The sequence below is a fragment of the Halomonas meridiana genome (assembly GCF_009846525.1).
In the GTDB taxonomy this organism is placed as follows: domain Bacteria; phylum Pseudomonadota; class Gammaproteobacteria; order Pseudomonadales; family Halomonadaceae; genus Vreelandella.
This window is the reverse complement of sequence record NZ_CP024621.1, coordinates 3,610,612-3,630,625: the sequence shown is the minus strand read 5'-3', so window position 1 is coordinate 3,630,625 and position 20,014 is coordinate 3,610,612. Positions and strand designations below refer to the sequence as shown.

General features: G+C 60.4%; 19 protein-coding genes. 13 read left to right on the top strand and 6 right to left on the bottom strand.

Translation table 11 applies throughout. From position 1 onward, the window contains the following. Both ispA and xseB read right to left on the bottom strand, forming a co-directional pair. A complete protein-coding gene (ispA, locus tag CTT34_RS17115; protein ID WP_159343490.1) occupies positions 1 to 894 on the bottom strand; it encodes a (2E,6E)-farnesyl diphosphate synthase in 894 nt (297 codons plus the stop codon). Next, positions 888 to 1,163, bottom strand: a complete 276-nt coding sequence (gene xseB, locus CTT34_RS17110; protein WP_159343489.1) for an exodeoxyribonuclease VII small subunit — start codon at positions 1,161 to 1,163, stop codon at positions 888 to 890. Before xseB ends, ispA begins: the two co-directional genes overlap by 7 nt. Before the next feature lie 277 nt (positions 1,164 to 1,440). On the opposite strand from xseB, the gene serA reads away from it, so the two are divergent. After that, positions 1,441 to 2,685: a phosphoglycerate dehydrogenase gene (gene serA / locus CTT34_RS17105; protein WP_159343488.1), complete on the top strand. Its 1,245-nt coding sequence runs from the start codon at positions 1,441 to 1,443 to the stop codon at positions 2,683 to 2,685. Between the two features lie 81 nt (positions 2,686 to 2,766). Here serA and CTT34_RS17100 read toward each other — a convergent pair whose 3' ends face one another. Beyond that, positions 2,767 to 3,456 (bottom strand): pirin family protein, encoded by a 690-nt coding sequence (locus tag CTT34_RS17100; RefSeq protein ID WP_159343487.1) that lies wholly within the window; start codon positions 3,454 to 3,456, stop codon positions 2,767 to 2,769. Positions 3,457 to 3,680: 224 nt separating this feature from the next. Between CTT34_RS17100 and trhO the strand changes: the two genes are divergently transcribed. From trhO to ybiO, 5 genes are all read left to right on the top strand, one after another. After that, positions 3,681 to 4,637: an oxygen-dependent tRNA uridine(34) hydroxylase TrhO gene (gene trhO, locus CTT34_RS17095; protein WP_159343486.1), complete on the top strand. Its 957-nt coding sequence runs from the start codon at positions 3,681 to 3,683 to the stop codon at positions 4,635 to 4,637. Between the two features lie 107 nt (positions 4,638 to 4,744). Continuing rightward, the gene (locus tag CTT34_RS17090) at positions 4,745 to 5,545 is read left to right on the top strand and encodes an enoyl-CoA hydratase (protein WP_159343485.1); all 801 of its coding nucleotides are present in this window, start codon (positions 4,745 to 4,747) and stop codon (positions 5,543 to 5,545) included. A gap of 102 nt (positions 5,546 to 5,647) precedes the next feature. Then, positions 5,648 to 6,472 carry an IclR family transcriptional regulator domain-containing protein gene (locus CTT34_RS17085; protein WP_159343484.1) on the top strand — a complete coding sequence of 275 codons (825 nt, stop codon included), beginning with the start codon at positions 5,648 to 5,650 and terminating at the stop codon, positions 6,470 to 6,472. A gap of 19 nt (positions 6,473 to 6,491) precedes the next feature. Further along, positions 6,492 to 6,923: a YqaA family protein gene (locus tag CTT34_RS17080; RefSeq protein WP_159343483.1), complete on the top strand. Its 432-nt coding sequence runs from the start codon at positions 6,492 to 6,494 to the stop codon at positions 6,921 to 6,923. Between the two features lie 200 nt (positions 6,924 to 7,123). Then, positions 7,124 to 9,487 carry a mechanosensitive channel protein gene (gene ybiO / locus CTT34_RS17075; RefSeq protein ID WP_159343482.1) on the top strand — a complete coding sequence of 788 codons (2,364 nt, stop codon included), beginning with the start codon at positions 7,124 to 7,126 and terminating at the stop codon, positions 9,485 to 9,487. A gap of 55 nt (positions 9,488 to 9,542) precedes the next feature. Here the strand turns inward: ybiO and CTT34_RS17070 are convergent, their stop codons facing one another. Further along, positions 9,543 to 10,295: an SDR family oxidoreductase gene (locus CTT34_RS17070; RefSeq protein ID WP_159343481.1), complete on the bottom strand. Its 753-nt coding sequence runs from the start codon at positions 10,293 to 10,295 to the stop codon at positions 9,543 to 9,545. A 266-nt stretch (positions 10,296 to 10,561) separates the two neighbouring features. On the opposite strand from CTT34_RS17070, the gene folK reads away from it, so the two are divergent. Continuing rightward, the gene (folK, locus tag CTT34_RS17065; protein WP_159343480.1) at positions 10,562 to 11,008 is read left to right on the top strand and encodes a 2-amino-4-hydroxy-6-hydroxymethyldihydropteridine diphosphokinase; all 447 of its coding nucleotides are present in this window, start codon (positions 10,562 to 10,564) and stop codon (positions 11,006 to 11,008) included. Between the two features lie 109 nt (positions 11,009 to 11,117). After that, positions 11,118 to 11,939, top strand: coding sequence for a flagellin N-terminal helical domain-containing protein (locus tag CTT34_RS17060; protein ID WP_159343479.1), 822 nt, complete (start codon positions 11,118 to 11,120; stop codon positions 11,937 to 11,939). A 20-nt stretch (positions 11,940 to 11,959) separates the two neighbouring features. Here the strand turns inward: CTT34_RS17060 and CTT34_RS17055 are convergent, their stop codons facing one another. Continuing rightward, a complete protein-coding gene (locus CTT34_RS17055; RefSeq protein ID WP_159343478.1) occupies positions 11,960 to 13,513 on the bottom strand; it encodes a BCCT family transporter in 1,554 nt (517 codons plus the stop codon). 395 nt (positions 13,514 to 13,908) lie between these two features. Here CTT34_RS17055 and CTT34_RS17050 point away from each other — a divergent pair, with 395 nt between their 5' ends. The 3 genes from CTT34_RS17050 to CTT34_RS17040 are packed head-to-tail and all read left to right on the top strand — an operon-like array spanning position 13,909 to position 16,528. Beyond that, complete coding sequence (locus CTT34_RS17050; protein WP_159343477.1) at positions 13,909 to 14,964, top strand: ABC transporter substrate-binding protein; 1,056 nt, start codon at positions 13,909 to 13,911, stop codon at positions 14,962 to 14,964. After that, positions 14,964 to 15,746 carry an ABC transporter ATP-binding protein gene (locus tag CTT34_RS17045; RefSeq protein ID WP_159343476.1) on the top strand — a complete coding sequence of 261 codons (783 nt, stop codon included), beginning with the start codon at positions 14,964 to 14,966 and terminating at the stop codon, positions 15,744 to 15,746. The genes CTT34_RS17050 and CTT34_RS17045 overlap by 1 nt, the downstream gene beginning before the upstream one ends. 11 nt (positions 15,747 to 15,757) lie before the next feature. Next, entirely contained in the window at positions 15,758 to 16,528 is a 771-nt protein-coding gene (locus CTT34_RS17040; protein ID WP_159343475.1) for an ABC transporter permease, read from the top strand. 12 nt (positions 16,529 to 16,540) lie between these two features. Here CTT34_RS17040 and CTT34_RS17035 read toward each other — a convergent pair whose 3' ends face one another. Next, complete coding sequence (locus CTT34_RS17035) at positions 16,541 to 17,251, bottom strand: DUF481 domain-containing protein (protein WP_159343853.1); 711 nt, start codon at positions 17,249 to 17,251, stop codon at positions 16,541 to 16,543. Positions 17,252 to 17,416: 165 nt separating this feature from the next. On the opposite strand from CTT34_RS17035, the gene CTT34_RS17030 reads away from it, so the two are divergent. Both CTT34_RS17030 and CTT34_RS17025 read left to right on the top strand, forming a co-directional pair. Further along, positions 17,417 to 19,111, top strand: a complete 1,695-nt coding sequence (locus tag CTT34_RS17030; RefSeq protein ID WP_159343474.1) for an ATP-binding protein — start codon at positions 17,417 to 17,419, stop codon at positions 19,109 to 19,111. Between the two features lie 38 nt (positions 19,112 to 19,149). After that, the gene (locus CTT34_RS17025; RefSeq protein WP_159343473.1) at positions 19,150 to 19,881 is read left to right on the top strand and encodes a response regulator; all 732 of its coding nucleotides are present in this window, start codon (positions 19,150 to 19,152) and stop codon (positions 19,879 to 19,881) included. The last annotated feature ends 133 nt before the right edge of the window (positions 19,882 to 20,014 follow it).

The window sequence follows — 20,014 nt, the reverse complement described above, 5'->3', positions numbered from 1 at the left end:
TTAGTGGTCGCGCTCGATCATATAGTGGGCAAGATCGGCCAGGGGTGCGGCCTGCTCGCCTAACGGGGCGAGGGCGGCAATGGCCTCGTCAATAAGCGTGTTCGCTTTACGCTGAGCGCCCGCCAGCCCCAATAAACTGGGGTAGGTGGGTTTGGCACGGGCGGCATCAGCGCCAGAAATTTTGCCCAGCGTGGCGGTGTCTCCCGTCACATCCAGGATGTCGTCATGAATCTGGAAGGCTAGACCAATGGCGCGGGCGTAGCGAATTAGCGCCGTAAGACGCGGGTCGTTTTCTTCCACCGCGACCAGCCCGCCCAGGCGCACGGCGGCGACAATCAGCGCGCCGGTTTTGTGGGCGTGCATATGCGCCATGGCGTCAGCATCCGGATGGCCGCCCACGGCGGCTAAATCCAGCGCCTGACCAGCCACCATGCCGTCGCGGCCAGAGGCGACCGCCAGCGTGGTGACTAGCTGGCCCAAGCGAGGATAAGGGCGACTGGCCAGCACTTCGAACGCCAGCGCCTGCAGGGCGTCGCCCGCCAAAATGGCGGTGGCCTCGTCGAAGGCTTTATGCACTGTAGGCTGGCCGCGCCGCAGGTCGTCGTCGTCCATGGCGGGTAGGTCGTCGTGAATCAGCGAGTAGGCGTGAATCAGCTCGATAGCCGCCGCGGGAGCATCTAGGTCTTCGTCACTCGCCCCGAGGGCTTGGCCCGCTAAATAGACCAGCAGTGGGCGCAGGCGTTTGCCGCCTACCAAAAGCCCGTGGCGCATGGCCGCTTCCAAACGCTCATCGACCGCTGGGCGAGCATCGAACAGCGCGGCCAGCGTGGCGTCCACACGCGTGCTGCTGGCTTGGCGCAGCGTGGTCAGTCGAGAGGCGTGAGCGGTTACCATGGCGGCGTCTCCTCGCTGTCGTCGCCAGCCTCCTGGGTGCCTGCGAACGGGGCAACGTTCGGTTTGCCGTCGGCATCTTCGCTCAGCGCGCGCACGGTCAGCTCGGCGCTGTCGAGGCGCTGCTGGGCGTCGCGGGTGAGCCGCACGCCCTGCTCGAAGGCGGTCAGCGCGTCTTCCAATGAGAGTTCGCCGGACTCCAGGCGTTCCACAATGGTTTCGAGCTGGGCAACCGTTGCGGCAAAATCTTGTGGGGGTGTGGTGTCGCTCATCGGGCAGTGCCTACCGTTTTCCGGGCGCCCTAGTGTCCGCCAGGGCGACGAGTGTGGCTGCGGATGCTGTCAAATAAACGCACAGTATACACCGAGGCGAGGGGGTGGCGTCTGCCCTCGCTATCGGTTGATTCGTCGACTTGCGCTTCGTTCATCTTGAAAGCGCACACTTTTCATCGTGGCAAGCCACCGGGAGCGCAAGCGGCTGTGCTACCATACGGGCCTCCCGTGAACCGATACACGGCGCATGCCGCCGACCATAGAGGTTGATTCAGCCATGGCCAAAACGTCCCTGGAAAAGAGCAAGATCAAGATCCTGCTACTCGAGGGCGTCCACCAAAGCGCGGTGGACAATTTTCACAACGCCGGTTACGAGAACATCGAGCATCTGCCGACCTCGCTGGATGAAGAGGCGCTGATCGAGAAGATTCGCGATGTTCACTTTATCGGTATTCGCTCCCGCACGCAGCTGACCGAGCGCGTGTTCGAGGCGGCCGAGAAGCTGGTGAGTGTTGGCTGTTTCTGTATCGGTACTAATCAGGTCGATCTGGATGCGGCGCTCAAGCGCGGTATCGCGGTCTTCAACGCGCCCTACTCCAACACCCGCTCGGTGGCCGAGCTGGTGCTGGCAGAGGCGATCATGCTGCTGCGTGGTATTCCCGAAAAGAACGCCCGCGCCCACCAGGGTGGCTGGCTGAAGTCGGCGAAGAACTCCCACGAAGCGCGCGGTAAAACCCTCGGTATCGTGGGTTACGGCAGTATCGGCGCACAGCTCTCCGTCTTGGCGGAATCGCTCGGCTTCAACGTGATTTACTACGATGTGATCACCAAACTGGGCATGGGCAACGCCAGCCAGGTCGGCAGTTTGGAAGAGCTGCTCGGTCGCTCTGACGTGGTCAGCCTGCACGTGCCGGATCTGGCTTCTACCCGCTGGATGATCGGCGCGAAAGAGATTGCGGCCATGAAAGATGGAGCGATTTTGATCAACGCTGCCCGGGGCAGCGTGGTAGAAATCGAGCCGCTGGCGGAAGCGATCAAAGCGGGAAAACTCAATGGGGCGGCCATCGACGTCTTCCCGGTCGAGCCGAAAGGCAACGACGAAGAGTTCCAAAGCCCGCTGCGCGGCCTGGATAACGTGATTCTGACGCCGCATATCGGGGGTTCTACCCTGGAAGCCCAGGAGAACATCGGTATCGAGGTCTCCGAAAAACTGATCACGTACTCGGACAACGGCACCACGGTCACCTCGGTCAACTTCCCCGAAGTGGCGCTGCCCGCGCATCCGGACAAGCACCGTTTGCTGCACATTCACGACAACGTGCCCGGCGTGCTTTCTCAGATCAACCGCGTGCTGTCAGAAAACGGCATCAACATTTCGGGCCAGTATCTGCAGACCAACGATAAGGTCGGCTACGTGGTGATCGATGTCGACAAGGCTTACGGCCCGCAGGCGCTGGAAGCGCTGAAGCAAGTAGAGCACACGCTGAAGATTCGCGTGCTCTACTCGGCGCAGAATAGCTAAGCAAATAGCTAGCCAGCGCTTGTTACCAAAACGGCCCCAACGGGGCCGTTTTGCGTTATATCACTTGCTAGTTAGGTGCTGTTAGGCCAAATCAAACAGCAGCACTTCGCTGGCGTCGTGGCTAGTCAGCTCAACGTGCTCGTCCGGCGTAAAAGCGGCGGCATCGCCGGTGGTGAGTCGCTCGCCGTTCACGTCGACGGCCCCTCTCACCACGTGCAGCCATGCGTAGCGTGAGGGCGGGGGCGTGACGTGGTCTCCGGCGCTCAGCAGGCTGGCATACAGATTGACATCCTGATTCACGCTCACCGAGCCATCGCGACCATCTGGGGAGAGCACCAAGCGCCACTGACCCTGCCGCTCGGCGGTGGGGAAGTGCTTCTGCTCGTAGCTGGGCTGAATGCCACGCTGGGCGGTTTCGATCCAGATTTGCAGAAAGTGCAGCCCGTTCTCTTGGGAGTGGTTGAACTCGCTGTGCAGCACGCCCGTGCCTGCCGACATGCGCTGCACGTCGCCGGGGCGCATCACTTCGCCATTGCCCATGTTGTCCTTGTGCTCCATCTCGCCATCGAGCACGTAGGAGATGATCTCCATATCCCGGTGGGGGTGGGCGCCAAAGCCGTGGCCGGGGGCCACACGGTCTTCGTTGATCACCCGCAGCGCGCGGAAGCCCATGTGGTTGGGGTCCATGTAATTGGCGAACGAAAACGTGTGGTAAGAGCGCAGCCAGCCGTGGTCTGCGTAGCCCCGCTCGTTGGAACGACGAATCTTCATGAAAAGCACCTCATCACTAAGTTAAGTTGCCGCCTACTATACGACCGAGTGCGCGTGACGTGGGGTGAAGCTTTCTCAATGATGTCGTCGAAATAATCGACGATTGGCGCCCCTTTGATCTGCGTCAAACACGCCGAGATGCACCCACGGCGCGCTTTTTGTTATCATGCGCGCCTTTATTGACCCGGTCCGCCCTTTGCGAGGGCGACTACCAGGAGCACTCCATGACCCCGACCCCAACACCGCCCATCGTGGTGGCGGCGCTGTACAAATTTGTCACCCTGAACGATTTCGAAGCGCTGCGCGAGCCGCTACGCCAAACCATGCTGGATAACGGCGTGAAAGGCACGCTGCTGCTGGCCAAAGAGGGCATCAACGGCACCGTGGCCGGTAGCCGCGAAGGTATCGACGCGCTGCTGGCTTGGCTCACCGCCGACCCGCGTTTGGCCGATATCGACCACAAAGAGTCATTTTGCGACGAGCCGCCGTTCTACCGCACCAAGGTCAAACTGAAAAAAGAGATCGTTACCCTCGGCGTGCCGGGCATCGACCCTAACGACACCGTGGGCACCTACGTAGAGCCAGAGGACTGGAACGACGTCATCTCCGATCCCGAAGTGCTGGTGATCGATACTCGCAACGACTACGAAGTGGCGATTGGCAGCTTCGAAGGCGCGGTGGACCCGAAAACCACCACCTTCCGCGAGTTTCCGGAGTACGTGCGCGAGCACTACAATCCGGAGCAGCACAAAAAGGTCGCCATGTTCTGCACAGGCGGTATCCGCTGCGAGAAAGCCTCCAGCTTCATGCTGAAAGAGGGCTTCGAAGAGGTGTACCACCTGAAAGGCGGCGTGCTGAACTACCTGGAAAAGGTACCGGAAGAGAAGTCGCTGTGGCGCGGCGAATGCTTCGTGTTCGATAACCGAGTCACCGTGCGCCACGACCTTACCGAAGGCGAGCACGAGCAGTGCCACGCCTGTCGGATGCCGATCTCCCAGGAAGATATGCAGTCGTCGGCCTATGAGCCGGGCATTAGCTGCCCCCACTGCATCGACTCGCTGCCCGAGAAAACCCGCGCCGCCGCCCGTGAGCGTCAGCGTCAGATCGAGCTGGCCAAGGCGCGCGGCGAACCCCACCCGCTGGGTTACAACCCTCGCCAGGACGCCCGCGAGAAGGCGTAATCCAAAGGTGGCCTTCCGCCGAGCGGGAGGCCACTTTGGTCGTAGCGCGCCCTCGGCGGCCCAAGCAAGCGCTAGACTGGGTAGCAACGTCTGCTCAGGAGCCTGCCATGTCGTCCCCTCATGCGTCCCCTTCCCACGACTGCCTGCTGCGCACCGCGCAGGGGGGCGTCGTGACGCTTACTCTCAATCAGCCCGAGCGCTTCAATGCGCTGTCGGAAACGATGTTGGAAGCGCTGCAAGCTGCGTTGGATGACATTATCCAAGATGAGCACGTGCGCTGCGTGGTTTTGGCAGCCAACGGTAAAGCCTTCTGCGCAGGCCACGACTTAAAGCAGATGCGCGCGAACCCGGATAAAGCCTACTACCAAGCGCTGTTCGCGCGCTGCGGCAAGGTGATGCAAAGCCTCGTCCATTTTCCCGTGCCGGTGATTGCCAAGGTGCAGGGCATTGCCACCGCTGCGGGCTGCCAGCTCGTCGCTAGCTGCGATTTGGCCGTGGCCGCCAGCAGCGCCCGCTTTGCGGTCTCTGGTATTAACGTGGGCCTGTTTTGCTCGACCCCGGCCGTGGCGCTTTCGCGCAACGTGCCCCGAAAGCGGGCCATGGAGATGCTGTTGACCGGCGAGTTTATCAGCGCAGACACCGCCGCCGAGTGGGGGCTGATCAATCGTGTCGCCGCAGAAGGCGAGCTTGATGCCGAGGTTGAAGCGCTCACCGCGAGCCTCTGCGCGAAAAGCGCGGTGGCCGTGCGTACCGGCAAAGCCATGTTTGCCCGTCAGTTGGCGATGCCACTGGATGAGGCCTATGTCTTTGCTGGCGACACCATGGCGTGCAACATGCTGGCCGACGACGTGGCCGAAGGGATCGATGCGTTTATCGAGAAACGCCCGCCCCAGTGGCAACACCGCTAGCCATCCAATGGTGGAATTTGTTTCCGTAAACGCGACAGCGCCCGCGCAGCGCGTTATCCTGCTGGCTTTTTACGTCATTCAGCGCCGTCAGGAGAGTCTCAGGTGAGTGAAGCCAAGCGCAGGTCAGTCGGACGTCCGGCAGGAGCCACCAAAGCCAGCGGTGGGCATAGCCAATCGTTAGTACGCGGCCTCACGCTACTCGAGTATTTGTCCGCCAGCCCCCTGGGCCTTGCGCTCTCGGAACTGGCGGAGATGGCCGACCTTGCCCCTTCCACCACCCACCGCCTGCTTCAGGCGCTGCAAAGCCAGGGGTTCGTCACCCAGGAGAGCGAGCAGGGCCTGTGGCGCATCGATGTCAAAACCTTCCGCATTGGTAACAGCTTCCTGGAAGCTCGCGACGTGGTGGCCAAAAGCCGCCCGTTTTTGCGCCGCTTAACCGCAGAAACCGGCGAAACGGCGAACTTGGGTATCCGCGATGGCGCTACGGCGGTCTTCCTGGCGCAAAACGAATCCCCGCAGATGATGCGTATGATTACGCGGCTGGGCTCCCGTGCGCCGCTGCACGCCTCCGGCGTGGGCAAGGCGCTGCTGGCGTGGATGAGCGAGGAGGAGCGCAGCGCGCTGTTAGAAGGCGGCTACGAGCTGGCCCGTGTGACTGAAAATACCCTCTATCAAACGGAGGCGCTCCAGGCGGAAATGGCCGCCATACGCGCCCAGGGCTTTGCCTGCGACCGGGAAGAGCATGCCATTGGCCTGCACTGCGTGGCGGCCTGTATTTTCGATGAGCATGCCACACCGTTGGCGGCCATCTCCGTCTCGGGCCCTATGGCGCGCATTCCCGAAGAGCGCCTGCTGGTGCTGGGGGCGCTGGTGCGTCAAATCGCGGCGGAGATCACCCAGCAGCTCGGTGGTCAACTGCCCCGTTAAACGTTAGAGGGCGCGTGACGTGTTTAGCCTGTTTTGGGTGGCGCTGGCCAGCGCCACGCTGCTGCCCGGCGGCTCGGAAGTATGGTTAGCGCGGCTTTGGTGCATGGGCGAACCTGCCGTTGGTGTGTGGCTTGTCGCCACTGCGGGCAATACGCTGGGCAGTTTGATCAACGTGGCGCTGGGTCGTTACGCTCGCCACTATCAACATCGGCGCTGGTTTCCAGTGTCGCCTCAAGGGCTTGCCCGCGCTGAGCGCTGGTATCACCGCTTTGGCGAAGCGAGCCTGCTGCTCTCCTGGGTGCCCGTGATTGGCGACCCGCTCACCGTGTTGGCGGGCGTCATGCGTCTTTCCTGGTGGCGGGCACTGCTCTGGATCGTGCTGGCCAAAGGGGCGCGCTACGGCCTGCTGATCGTCATGGCGCAGCAGTGGCTGGCACCCCATTGTCAATGACGGGGTCGGGTTTCATTGGCGCGCAAAAAACGGGCGCGTTAACGTCTCTGGCATAGAGGCATGTTACCCTAGCCACTTTCAATCAAAGCGTTATACAACGCTGGCATTCTTAGCGGATGCACTATCCTGTGTTTAACATTAATAGGCTGAAACTTAACGAATGCAGGATGGCAAATACTCACCCAAAGGGAGGTTATGGTGTGACGTCACTACGTTTACTACCCTGGCTAGGCGTCTGGATGCTGACGCTATTCGCCATGCTGGCCGGGCCAGCCATGGCGCAAACCACGCTAGGCGCCGAGAGCGACGCGCCTGCCGCTGAAGAGCAACCCTCTTATGCGGCGCTGGCCGACCTGCTGGAAGACGAGCAGGCCCGCCAGGAGCTGATCGAACTGCTACGCAATCAAGCCTCCGAGCTGCCCGCCGGTGTGGCGGCCGAGCTGTCGCCAGAAGCGGCCGCAGCAGGGGGCAACGTGGCGCCTGAAGACGTGTCGCTGCCCCGCCAGTTGGCGGAACTGACCAGCCGCGTGGTGGGCGATGTCGGTGGGCAGATCGAGCAAGCCGTGGCCATCGTCGGCAACATGTTCTCCGGCCAGGGTACGGGCAGCAGCTTCGATATGGCGGCGTTCATCAGTGCCGCGATCAATCTAGGCATCGTGATCGTGGCGACCTTCGCCATTTTCATGGTGTTTCGCCGCCTGGCAAAGTCGCTGTTTACCAAGATCAGCGCTTGGTCGCAGCAGGGCACTGGCCTGACCCCGGTACTGCGTTTGGTGCTCTGCGTGGCGATTGCCGCCGTGCTGGACGTGCTGCTGGTAGCGCTGGCGTACGTGGGCGGTAACCTGATTGCGACCTTTGCGGTGGGGGAAACCGGTGAGCTCTCTACCCGTGCCTCACTCTTCTTGAACGCTTTCCTGATCATCGAGCTGCTGAAGGCCGGTGTGCGGATGCTGTTCTCCTCGCGCTATGAAGGCCTCCGCCTGCTGCCGATTTCCGCCAAAGAGGCATCCTACTGGAATCGCTGGCTGGCGCGTCTGATCGGCATGGTGGGGTATGGCTTGATGGTCGTCGTGCCGCTGGTCAACTTCTATATCGCGGCCTCTCTGGGGCAGGCGGTCGGCACGCTGATCATGCTGCTGGCGTTCATCTATGCGGTGGGCGTGGTGCTCAAAAACCGCGTGCGTCTGCGCGATAACCTGAACCAAATGGGCGCTCGCTCGACGCTGACGGCCAGCCGCGTGTCGCTGCAGCTCTTTGCCCGGACATGGCATTTGTTCGCGCTGATCTATTTCCTGATGGTGTTCGTGCTGACCCTGACCCGTCCTGGCGATGCGCTGCCCTTCGTCCTCTTCGCGACGTTGAAGACGCTCGGCGCCGTGGTCGTGGGCCTGCTGCTGTCTGCGTTCCTGACACAGACCATTGGTCGTCGTATTCAACTCTCTGATGACCTGCGCCGTAAGCTGCCGCTGCTGGAAGTCCGGTTGAACAGCTACGTGCCCAACGCGCTGCGCGTGCTGCGCACGGTGATCGTCGTTGCGGTGATCATGGTGGTGCTAGATGCCTGGGGGGCCTTTGATCTCGCCGCCTGGTACGCCTCCGAGCGCGGTGCCAACCTGGTGGGTAACCTGATCAGCGTGGCGGTCATTCTGGTGGTGTCGCTGGGCGTATGGCTGGGACTGGCGAGCCTGATCGAGCACAAGCTCAACCCGGAAACCGGGCATGGCGAACCCTCTGCCCGTGCCAAAACGCTGCTGAGCCTGTTCCGTAATGCGCTGGCGATCGCCATGGTGACCATCACCGGCATGATCGTGCTCTCGGAAATCGGCATTAACATCGGGCCGCTGATTGCCGGTGCTGGTGTACTGGGTCTGGCGATTGGTTTTGGTGCGCAGAAGCTGGTGCAGGATGTGATCACCGGGGTGTTCATTCAGGTCGAGAACGCCATGAATACCGGCGACGTGGTGACCGTGGGTGGCATTACCGGCACGGCGGAGCGTCTGAGCATTCGTTCGGTGGGGATTCGCGACCTATCCGGTACGTACCATATCGTACCGTTCTCCAGCGTCGATACCGTCTCCAACTACATGCGTGAGTACGGCAACCATGTGGGCGAATACGGCATTGGCTATAACGAGAGCATCGACGAAGCCATCGAGCAGCTCCAGCTTGCCTTCGAAGATCTCAAGGCCAGCGACGAGCATGGCAACAAGCTGTTGGCCGACCTGACCGTGGCCGGTGTGACGGCCCTGGCGGATAGCTCGGTGAACATCCGCGTGGTGATCAAAACCACGCCGGGCGACCAGTGGGCCGTCGGCCGTGCTTACAACCGCTTGGTCAAGCTGCGCTTCGATGCGGCGGGCATCGAGATTCCGTTCCCGCATACCACGCTCTACTTTGGTGAAACCAAAGGTGGCAAGACACCGCCTGCCAACGTGCGCATTCTGGAAGCGAAAGCCGAACGGAAGCGTACCGACACGGCACCGTTGTCAGAGCGTAGCGAAGACGCGTTACAGCATGAGCCGGAGCACCATAAGCCGGACCATGACGATGTCGACGAAACCTAAGCGTTGAGATCGTGTCGTGCATGAGGCCGCCTTCGGGCGGCCTCATTGCGTTGGGTCAGCGCTGGCCAGGGTAGTTCTCGGAGTGACGACCTTCCAGGTTGATCGACTCGCCGCCATCCACGAAGAGGATCTGCCCTGCGACGAAAGCGTTATCCAGCAAGTAATGCAAAGCTTGTACAAGATGGGCCGGGTCACCCTGGTGATCCACAGGAATACCCTCGATACGCCACTGAATGTAGTCGCTCGTGCGTTGTGAGGCCGGCAACACCACACCCGGCGCAATACCGTTGATTCGCAGGCGTGGCGCAAACTCCAGCGCGGCCATTCGGGTCATGTCGGCCAGACTTTTCTTGGAAAGCAGGTACGCCGCATACGGGTACTGGTGGTAGGCCACTTTGTTGTCGATGATGTTGATCACCTGACCGTGCTCTACCGCATCGGCAAAATGGCGTGTGAGGAGCAGCGGGGTGAACATGTTGACCCGAAACTGGGTCTCCAGCATGGCCAGCTCGGTCTGTGCGATGGGGGCAGGTTCGTAGGCCGAGGCGCTATTTAGCAGCACGTTCAAGCAGGGGAAACGTGTTTTCGCCTGTTGAATCAGCGTCTCCAGCGAGTCGCTCAGAAAGTTGCAGGGAAGTATCTCGCACTCCCTTCCTTTGCCACGAATCACCGTGGCGACTTCTTCGGCCTCCCCTCGGGAGCTGTTGACATGCAGGGCGATATCGAAGCCCTTGTCGGCCAATGCTTCCGCAAAATGGCGGCCAAGGCGTGTGGCGCCGCCGGTAACAAGTGCCGCAGGTGTCGGCATGACGAGTCCCTCGCTGTGTTGTGAATGACGCGCGTTGATACCCCAGACTTTCTGCGTGAGCGCAGCGTTTGTCAATAACTTGTACAGAGCTTGAACAAAATGGCCAACGGTCTACTCTGTGGAAGCGCGGTTCGATACTGTGCATCAGCGCTTTACATCAGCCCGTCGAACCATGACGGCGCGGTGAACGTCGCGGCTGTTGGAAAGCATCTTGTCAGCGTCTTTGTCTCGTTACTCCATCATCGGCTTTTATCTGGGATGTCGCTATGCCAACAACGTCGTCACATGCAACACCTAGCACCCGGTACCACGAGTGCGTGATTTCAGTGGGGTCCAATATTGAACCAGAGCACCACTTCGCCCAGGCGCTAGAGATATTGAGCAGTGAATGCGAACTGGTGGCTCGCTCCGAAGCCGTCCGCACGGCACCGGTCGGCTTTCAGCAGCAGCCCGATTTTCTCAATGCCGCGCTGGTGGTGCGCACCACGCTAGAGCGTGATGCCTTCAAAGCCTATTTGAAAGAGGTCGAGCACCGCCTGGGGCGAGTGCGTGGGCCGATCAAATCCGGGCCGCGAACCATGGACTTGGATATCGTGGCCTGGGACGGCGACGTCGTGGACGACGGCTACTTCCAGCATGATTACGTGCGTGGTCCAGTCGATGACGTGCTGGCGGCCAGCGGGCGCTCGCTCAGCGCAGGCCCGGCTTCGTAACTCTGTACGCGCATGCGCGATATTATTGAGGTATAGGCCTCACGTTTCGTGGTTATCGGTCGATAATGATGCTAACCACGCATGTCGCGCTCATTTCGAGGTCACTCCCGTGATCAGCCTTGCGACTAATATCACGTCGCTACTGGTGATGAACCATCTACGCAGTAGCCAGCAGGCGATGCAGACCTCCATGGAGCGTCTGTCGTCGGGGCTGCGTATTAATAGCGCCAAGGATGACCCGGCAGGTCAGGCGATTGCCAATCGCATGGGCGCACAACTTCGCGGTATGAACCAGGCGATTCGCAATACCAACGACGGCATTTCGATGGTGCAAACCGCCGAAGGCGCGTTGGACCTGATCAACGATAGCCTGCAGCGCATCCGCGAACTCAGCGTGCAGGCGCTCAACGGCACCAATTCATCAGCGGATCGGGCGTCTATCCAGTTAGAAATCGACCAACGGTTGGAAGAGATCGATCGCATTGCCGAGCAGAGCAACTTTAACGGCATTCGGCTGATCGAGAGCGATAAAACGCTCAATATTCAGGTAGGGGCCAACGCCGGGGATGTGATTGGCGTGCGCTTTTCGGCGATGGGGCGTCAGGCACTGGGGTTGGATACCTTCAGCGTGCTGGACGACGACTCGGCCACGCCCAATCCGATGGATGTCGTGGATGAGGCCATGAAGCAGGTGGACCGCCAGCGCAGCTATTTAGGCGCGGTACAGAACCGCTTCGAGAGCGTCATCGACGGGCTCAACACCAATATCATCAATACCTCCGCAGCCCAGTCGCGTATTCAAGACGCCGACTACGCACAGGAAGTCTCGAACTTCATCCGCGCACAGCTGCTTCAGCAGGTGGGTATCGCGATGCTGACCCGGGTGAACCAGCAGCCGCAGACGATTCTGAGGCTGCTGGAAGGGCTGTAGTTAGACGTCGCCCATCACTGTTAGTCGATGATGCCCTGTTCCCGCGCCATGGCGTAGGCCGCCTGTGGGCCGTTCCATAGTGAAGGCAGCAGAATCAGCGACACCGGGATCGCGGTGATTACGATGAACTGCTGCAGCGCGCTAATTTGGCCTGCGCCCATGTACAACAGCACGGCTGCCATCAGTGCCATGGCGATTCCCCAGAAAGCGCGCATGTAAGGGCTGGGGTCATCATGGCCTGCGCCGACGACGGCGATCGCGTAGCTCATGGAGTCGCCGGTGGTGGCCACGAAAATCGTGGTGAGCAGCAGAATCGCCAGCGCCATCCAGGTGCCACCGGGCAGCGCTTGCGCCACCGTGAGGGTCGCGACGTCGAACTGGAAGTTATTGAGCGCTTCGGTCAGATCGATCACACCCGTCAACTGGTAGTAAATGCCGGAACCGCCCAGTAGCGTAAACCACACGGTGGTGGCAATCGGAGCGAGTACGGCCACCGCCAGAATCATTTCACGAATGCTGCGGCCCCGTGAAATGCGCGCCACGAAAATCGCCATCAGCGGTGCATAGCCGATAAACCAAGCGAAGAAGAACACCGTCCACCACTGCATCCACCACGCTGGGGCGGTTTCTGCGGTCATGGTGGCCATGGTGAAAAACTCGCTGACATACGCGCCCATGCTGGAAACGTAGGTGTTCACCAAAAACAGCGTGGGGCCAAACACCACAATGATGGCGCCAATGGCTAAGGCCAGCAGCACGTTGAAGCGGCTCAGCAGTTGGATGCCTTTATGCACCCCGCTCATGGAAGAGAGCACATAGATGGCCCCTAACACGGCCAGGATGATGAGCTGGCCCGTGTAGCCTTCCGGCAGGCCAAACAGCTCATGCAGGCCAAAACTCACCTGCGTGGCCAAAAAGCCGATAGGGCCTACCGTGCCCGCCACTAAGGCAATCACACAGCAGGCATCCACTAAGCTGCCCAGCGGGCCACGCATCAGGCGTTCCCCAAAAATCGGGTAGAGCAGCGTGCGCGGCTGCAGCGGTTGGCCTTTCACGTAGTGGGCGTGGGCCAGCACCACGGCGGTGAGCGATCCCAGCACTGCCCAAGCCATAAAGCCCCAGTGCATGAACGACTGCGCCAGCGCGCCGGAGACCGCTTCAGCGGTGCCCGCCTCGGTATCAAAGGCGGGTGGGGTGACCACGAAGTGGTACACCGGCTCGCCCGCGGCAAAAAACACCCCGCCACCGGCTAACAGCGTACACAGAATGATCGAGAGCCACTTAAAGGTGCTCATTTCTGGTGCATCGAGATTGCCGATTTTGGCTTTCGCTGCCGGCGTTAACGCCACGCCAATCGCAATGAAAAACGTCAGTAGAAGCAGCAGCTGAAAATAGCTGCCCAGCACCAGCGCCGTCCAGGCAAAGCCTGCGCTGATAGAGCTGGCGACCCGGTCGATGTCGTAAAACGAGAGCCCGAGGAACGCCACGATGAAGCCGATGCTGAGCACCAGCACAATAGGATCACCGAGGGAAAACCGCGAGGGTCCCTCGGCATGTTGGGGAGGTTGGTTCATGTCGAACACCTATGAATGGGAGTTGGCAGGAAAGAGCGGGGAATACGTTAGCTTAACAAACCAAAGCGTGAGCCGACTTAACGGCGCAAGAGCGCTAAGCGAGACGCTAGTCGTCCAGGCCCGTTTTCAGAACAAAAAAAAGCGCCATTCAATGAATGGCGCGAGGACAGGAAACTGAACACAGTATACCGTCGGATTAGACCAAAGTCTAACGATCTGGTGAGAAATGTTTGAAAATGGTGCACGCTGCGGATTGATCGCACCATGTTGGACGTTTGATGCGTGTTATCTGCTAATGGAAGGCGTATAACGTCATGAATAAATTGTAAAAAACAAAAAATGGCAACATTGCTGCAACGGCCAGGGCAATCATTGTATACAAGGTGCCTTACGCTATGACACAACGCCCCGGCTTTGCCACACCCACTTTTCTCTCTAGCGTGCTCGGCGGCGCGGCACTGTCGCTACTGCCGATGAGCGCACTGGCAGACATGACGCCCATCCGTTTCCAGCTCGACTGGCGTTTCGAAGGCCCCGCCGCCCCCTTCTTGATGGCGGCTGAGAAAGGCTACTTCGCTGAAGAGGGCTTGGATGTGCAGATTGATTCCGGCAGTGGCTCGGCGGGGGCGGTGAACCGGGTCGCCTCCGGGGCGTATGAGATGGGCTTTGGCGACATGAACGCGCTGGTCGAATTCCTGGCGGAAAACCCCGAAGGCCCCGGTATTCAGGGCGTTTATATCGTCTATGACGGTACGCCTGCGGCGGTATTTGCCCGTAAAGAGAGCGGGATCGAAAGCCCCGCTGACCTAGCAGGTAAAACCATTGCCGCCCCGGCCTTCGATACCGGCTATCGCGCTTGGGGCATCTTCGCCGCGGCCAACGGCCTGGAAGCCGATGCGGTGGAGTGGCAGAACGTCGACCCTACGCTGCGTGAGACGCTGCTGACCCGTGGCGACGTGGATGCCATCACCGGGTTCTACTTCACCAGCCTGCTAAACCTAGAAGAGCGCGGGATGAGTGAAGATGACCTGACCATCATGCCGTTCCCGGATTATGGCGTGCCGCTCTACGGCAACGCGATTTTGGCTAGCGAAGCCTTCGCGGAAGCCAATCCCGAAGCGGTTCAGGGATTCTTACGCGCCTTTAACCGCGCACTGGGTGAGACGCTGGACGACCCGGAAGCCGCCATCGAGTACGTAAAAAACCGCGATGGCTTGATTGATGTGGAGATGGAAACCCGCCGTTTGAAGCTGGCGCTGGAGAGCGTGGTGGATACCCCCGATGCCCGCGAGTTTGGCGTGGGCGGCGTGGATGACGAGCGGTTAATGCAGGCGATTCAACTGGTGGCGGATGCCTATGAACTGCCCACGCTGCCGTCGCCCGACCAAGTGTTTGATTCCCGCTACCTACCGCCGGTAGAAGAGCGCAGGCTGCTGCCGGAGGCCGAGTAATGTCGGCAGCGTTTGTCCGCTTTGATGACGTAAGCCTGGCCTACGACGGCACCGGCAATGCCATTGAGGATATTAATCTCGATATCCACGAAGGCGAGTTTGTCGCCTTCGTGGGGCCTTCCGGGTGCGGTAAATCCACCTTTATGAAGCTGTGCACTGGGCTGCACGCGCCGACCCAGGGCAGCGTGCGCGTGGATGATGCACCTGTGACCGGACCGCTAAAAATCTCCGGTATGGCGTTTCAGAACGCCAACCTGCTGCCCTGGCGCACCACCCTGGATAACGTGCTGCTGCCGCTGGAAATCGTCGAGCCCTACCGAAAGCAGTTCCGCCAGCGCCGGGAGGAGTTTGTGGGCTGGGCGCGGGATTTGCTTGCCACGGTGGGCTTGGCCGAGCACGAAGATAAATACCCCTGGCAGCTCTCGGGTGGTATGCAGCAGCGGGCCTCGATTTGCCGCGCACTGATTCATCGGCCGCGCCTGCTAATGTTGGATGAGCCCTTTGGCGCGCTGGATGCCTTCACCCGCGAAGAGCTTTGGTGCGTGCTGCGGGATTTATGGGAAGCCCAGCGGTTTACCGTGGTGCTGGTAACCCACGACCTGCGTGAAGCCGCGTTCCTGGCCGATACGGTCTACGTGATGAGCCGCCGCCCTGGTCGCGTGATCGAGCGCCGCACCATTGAGCTGCCCCGGCCTCGGGCGCTGGAAACCACCTACGAAAAGCCTTTTATCGATCTGGTGCAGGAACTACGCGCCCAGATTGGCGAAGTGCGCAGTACTTAACGGACATGAATATGACCCATAACAGCAAGCTGATTGAACGGCTAGCGCCCTGGATCGCCGTGGCTGTCCTGGTGGTCGTGTGGGAAGCCTCGGTGAGGCTCTTCAACGTACCCAGCTTTATCTTCCCAAGCGCGTTAGACACCCTACAGGCGCTGGTGACGTATTCAGGGCCGATTGCCATGCACTCCTGGCAAACGTTTTGGACCACGCTGATCGGTTTTGGCTTGGGCGTCGTGGTGGGGCTGGTACTGGGCTTTATCGTCGGCTCGTCGCGCTTTCTCTATAACGCCTGCTACCCGCTATTAGTGGGGTTTAACGCCATCCCGAAAGTCGCTTTTGTGCCCATTCTGGTGGTCTGGTTTGGGATCGGCTCAGTGCCCGCCATCCTCACCGCGTTTTTGATCTGCTTTTTTCCCATCGTGGTGAATGTGGCCACGGGGCTAGCGACGCTGGAGCCCGAGATGGAGGACGTGCTGCGCGTGTTGGGTGCGCGGCGTATCGATGTGCTGCTCAAGGTAGGCCTGCCTCGCTCGCTGCCGTACTTTTTTGCCTCGCTCAAAATTGCCATCACCCTAGCGTTCGTAGGCACCGTGGTATCGGAAACCGTGGCCTCCAATCAAGGCATTGGTTATCTGATGATGAGCGCAGGCTCGCAGATGCGCATGGGCTTGGTATTCGCCGGGTTACTGGTGATTAGCGCCATGGCCATGGTGATGTACGAGCTGTTCGCACTGCTAGAAAAACGCATGACCGGGTGGGCCCACCGGGGGCAACACCGCTAGCGTCCACCGCGCTTACCAGCTATACAGCAGCGAGGCGCTGGTGGTGGTGTCGGTGCGCTCGGTGGCGTCTTCCGGAGGTTGGGAGTTGTGCTTCACTTCATAAGAGAGGCGCAGCGACAGCTTGGCATTGAGCCGGGCAGTCAACGCCGTCAGCGAGCGGGCAGTGGTATTTTCATCCGTGTACTCCACCGACATCTCTTGGGAAATATCTGCGTACTCGGAAAACCGGTAGCGATAGTCCAGAGCGGTATAGGCCACGGGCAGCTGCTGATTGTCTTCGTCTCGCAGGCGATCATTGCGATAACCCGGCCCCGCTTCCAATGAGAGCGCATGTTGCTTATTTTCCAGCAGCTGCCGCCCATAGCCACCGATCACCGAGAGCTGCTGGTCGTAACCGGCAAAGCGGTCCTTCTCCCAGCGGGCAAAGCCGAAGAGATAGTGTGGCCCGCTAAAGTCATAGCGCTCCCGACCGGCCAATAAGTACTGCTCCGCGCTGGTCTCACCCTCCTTGCTGACGTTGCGCACTTCTCCCCGTAGCGAATGAGTCAATTGCCCCGTGAGCCAAGTCAGGCGCGTTTTGCCGATCAGGGTTTGGCTATCGGTGTTGCCTGACAGGTGGGTAAAGCCCAGCTCCGCGTCGCCGCTGAACACGGGCGTGTCCTCTTTAGGCGGTGGTGGGGCATAGAACGGATAGGCCACGGCCCCTGTGGCCCACAATGCCATACCGCTGAAAACTAGAGAACGTAATAGGTGTCGCACGACACTCCTCCTTGAGCGTAGGATCGGTAAGGGGCTGTTATCAAAGCACAGCGAGGTGGCAGCGCAACGACTAACGGCCATTAGGCGCTGCGTGCCATAATGACGCAGTCGCGCAGAGTGAGTTCCGTTATGACCGCCCCTCGCCCTAGAACACTGGCCGAATTACAGCGCTGGCGCCGTACCCGTGCCAAGCGCCGCTGGTACAAGCGCAGCTTCCGCCTGCAAGTCATGCTACTGGTGGGGCTACTGCTGGCGGGCATGCTGCTGGCTCAGGGCACCTATCTCAACCACCGCAAAGCCGAGATCATCACTCACCAAATGGGCGAGCGGGCGCTGGCCGTGGCCAAAACCGTGGCCGGGATGCCGCAGATTGTAAACGCTTTTGCCACTGCTGACCCCTCTGCCATCATTCAGCCGCTAGCCGAGCGAGTACGCCAGGAAACTGGCGCACGCTACGTGGTGGTGGGCAATGCCCAATCGATTCGCTACTCCCACCCCGTGCCCGAGCGCATTGGTCAGCCCATGGTGGGCGGCGATAATGACCAAGCGCTGATCTATGGACAGTCCTATGTCTCTGAAGCCACCGGCACGCTGGGCACCGCCATGCGCGGTAAAACGCCGATATGGGATGAGGAGGGCAACATTATCGGGGTGGTTTCGGTGGGCTTTATGCTCGACCGCGTCGATATGGATGTGGCCCGCTACACCAGTCTCGGCTGGGCGCTGGTGGCGCTCATGATTGTGCTGGGGTTTGCGGGCGCTTACTGGCTATCGCAGCACCTTAAAAAGATCATCCTAGGCTTAGAGCCTTACGAAATTGCCCGCTTGGCGATGGAGAAGGAGGCCATTCTGCAGTCGATTCACGAAGGCATTCTCGCCGTGAATCGGGATGGTCATGTCACCTTGGTGAACCAGCAGGCGCGGCGCTTTTTAGAGCTGCCGGATGAGCACGTGCTGCTGGGGCAGCCGATCCGCGAGGTGGTGCCCAACTCGCGGCTGCTGGAAGTCTTGAAGCACGGCGAGCAGGAGTTCGATCAAGAGATGTGGCTGGGGGATCACCCGGTGGTGGTCAACCGGGTGCCGATTCTCCATGAAGGCGAGATAGAGGGGGCCGTGGCCACCTTCCGCAGCCGCCGGGAGATCATCGACCTCTCCCAAGCGCTTACCCAGGCCAGCCGCGATGTGGATATGCTGCGCGCCCAGGCCCACGAGTTCTCTAACAAGCTCTACACCATTTCAGGGCTGTTGCAGCTCCAGCGCATCGACGAAGCATTGGCGCTGATTCATCAGGAAACCGAACGCGCCCAGGCGCAAATGAGCTTTTTGATGCGCCACGTGGCGGATGCAGTCCTGAGCGGCACGCTGCTGGGCAAACTCACCCGCGCCCGCGAGCTGGGCGTTGCCCTGGAGATCGACGAGCAGAGCTCGCTCTCCTGCCCACTGACGCCTACCGGCCAAGAGGTGATGATGAGCGTGGTGGGCAACCTGCTGGATAACGCCTGCCACGCCGCGCTCAACGGCCCCCACGGTGACCAGCCCCAGGTGCGGCTGTTTTTCACCGACCTGGGCGAGCAGCTGCTCATCGAAGTAGAAGATAACGGCGCTGGGGTGCCCGCTGAGCATGCCGAATCGATTTTTGCCGACGGGTTTTCCACCAAGACTGGAAAACACCGGGGCATCGGGCTTGCCCTGGTGGATAGGCTTTGCCGCCAGCACGGGGGCGCGATAACGCTGGAAGAGAGCGAGCTGGGGGGCGCGTGTTTTACGGCCGTGCTGGACCGCTCACTATGCGCCGATCCCGCCACTCAGCCCCCGACCTCATAACGAGTGAAGAGCACACGACGATAATAAGAGGACACCGCATGTCTGCGACGCAATACGGCATTTTGGTCGTCGAAGACGATTTTCGCATCGCCGATATCCACCGCGCCTTTATCGAGCAGAGCGAGGGCTTTTACGTGGTGGGCATGGCACGCAACGGCAGCGAAGCCAAAGCGCTGATGGCTCTGCACGCTGCAGAGATTCAACTGATTTTGCTGGATGCCTACCTGCCGGATGTTGAAGGACTTGAGCTCCTGTGGGCCATTCGCCGCGACTATGTGCATGTGGATATCGTGATGGTCACCGCTGCCAAAGAGGTGGAGACCATTAGTGAGGCGCTGCGTGGCGGGGTGTTCGACTATCTGATCAAACCCATAGAAGCGGCCCGCATGAATCAGATGCTGACCCGCTTTCGCCGCGAGCGTGAAGCGCTGGCGAACCGCGCTGAAATGAGCCAAGACGAGTTGGATCACGTGCTGGCAAGAGTGACGCCTAGCGAGCCCGCACGCGCGGGTAGCCGCACGCTGCCCAAGGGCATCGACCGCTTGACGCTGCGCCGGGTCGTGGATGCGCTGGCCGCCGAATCCGAGTCGCTTACCGCGATGCAGGTGGCTCGCACCATGGGCGCCAGCCGCTCGACCGCACGACGCTACCTGGAGTTTTTGGTGGCGGAACAAGCGTTGAGCGCTGAACTCGGGTATGGCGATGTGGGCCGCCCCGAGCGGCGTTATCGGTTGTTGAGCGCCGCCAAAGGGTGGTTGGAAACGTTGTGAGCGCCGCTGTGTGAACAAAATGAACAAAACGCACAAAAAGAACAATTTGTCGTTAATGGTCACAAGCTTGTCGATGGGGGTGGCACTCTTCTAACGTTCACGGCGTAACCACACAAAGCTGATCACCGCGCGC

What these genes read in the sequence shown, in the direction of transcription:
- xseB (WP_159343489.1), bottom strand. Translation starts at nt 1,163, where the DNA reads ATGAGCGACACCACACCCCCACAAGATTTTGCCGCAACGGTTGCCCAG.
- CTT34_RS17100 (WP_159343487.1), bottom strand. Translation starts at nt 3,456, where the DNA reads ATGAAGATTCGTCGTTCCAACGAGCGGGGCTACGCAGACCACGGCTGG.
- CTT34_RS17055 (WP_159343478.1), bottom strand. Translation starts at nt 13,513, where the DNA reads ATGAACCAACCTCCCCAACATGCCGAGGGACCCTCGCGGTTTTCCCTC.
- CTT34_RS17050 (WP_159343477.1), top strand. Translation starts at nt 13,909, where the DNA reads ATGACACAACGCCCCGGCTTTGCCACACCCACTTTTCTCTCTAGCGTG.
- CTT34_RS17035 (WP_159343853.1), bottom strand. Translation starts at nt 17,251, where the DNA reads ATGGCATTGTGGGCCACAGGGGCCGTGGCCTATCCGTTCTATGCCCCA.
- CTT34_RS17040 (WP_159343475.1), top strand. Translation starts at nt 15,758, where the DNA reads ATGACCCATAACAGCAAGCTGATTGAACGGCTAGCGCCCTGGATCGCC.
- CTT34_RS17070 (WP_159343481.1), bottom strand. Translation starts at nt 10,295, where the DNA reads ATGCCGACACCTGCGGCACTTGTTACCGGCGGCGCCACACGCCTTGGC.
- serA (WP_159343488.1), top strand. Translation starts at nt 1,441, where the DNA reads ATGGCCAAAACGTCCCTGGAAAAGAGCAAGATCAAGATCCTGCTACTC.
- folK (WP_159343480.1), top strand. Translation starts at nt 10,562, where the DNA reads ATGCCAACAACGTCGTCACATGCAACACCTAGCACCCGGTACCACGAG.
- CTT34_RS17045 (WP_159343476.1), top strand. Translation starts at nt 14,964, where the DNA reads ATGTCGGCAGCGTTTGTCCGCTTTGATGACGTAAGCCTGGCCTACGAC.
- ispA (WP_159343490.1), bottom strand. Translation starts at nt 894, where the DNA reads ATGGTAACCGCTCACGCCTCTCGACTGACCACGCTGCGCCAAGCCAGC.
- CTT34_RS17090 (WP_159343485.1), top strand. Translation starts at nt 4,745, where the DNA reads ATGTCGTCCCCTCATGCGTCCCCTTCCCACGACTGCCTGCTGCGCACC.
- CTT34_RS17025 (WP_159343473.1), top strand. Translation starts at nt 19,150, where the DNA reads ATGTCTGCGACGCAATACGGCATTTTGGTCGTCGAAGACGATTTTCGC.
- CTT34_RS17030 (WP_159343474.1), top strand. Translation starts at nt 17,417, where the DNA reads ATGACCGCCCCTCGCCCTAGAACACTGGCCGAATTACAGCGCTGGCGC.
- trhO (WP_159343486.1), top strand. Translation starts at nt 3,681, where the DNA reads ATGACCCCGACCCCAACACCGCCCATCGTGGTGGCGGCGCTGTACAAA.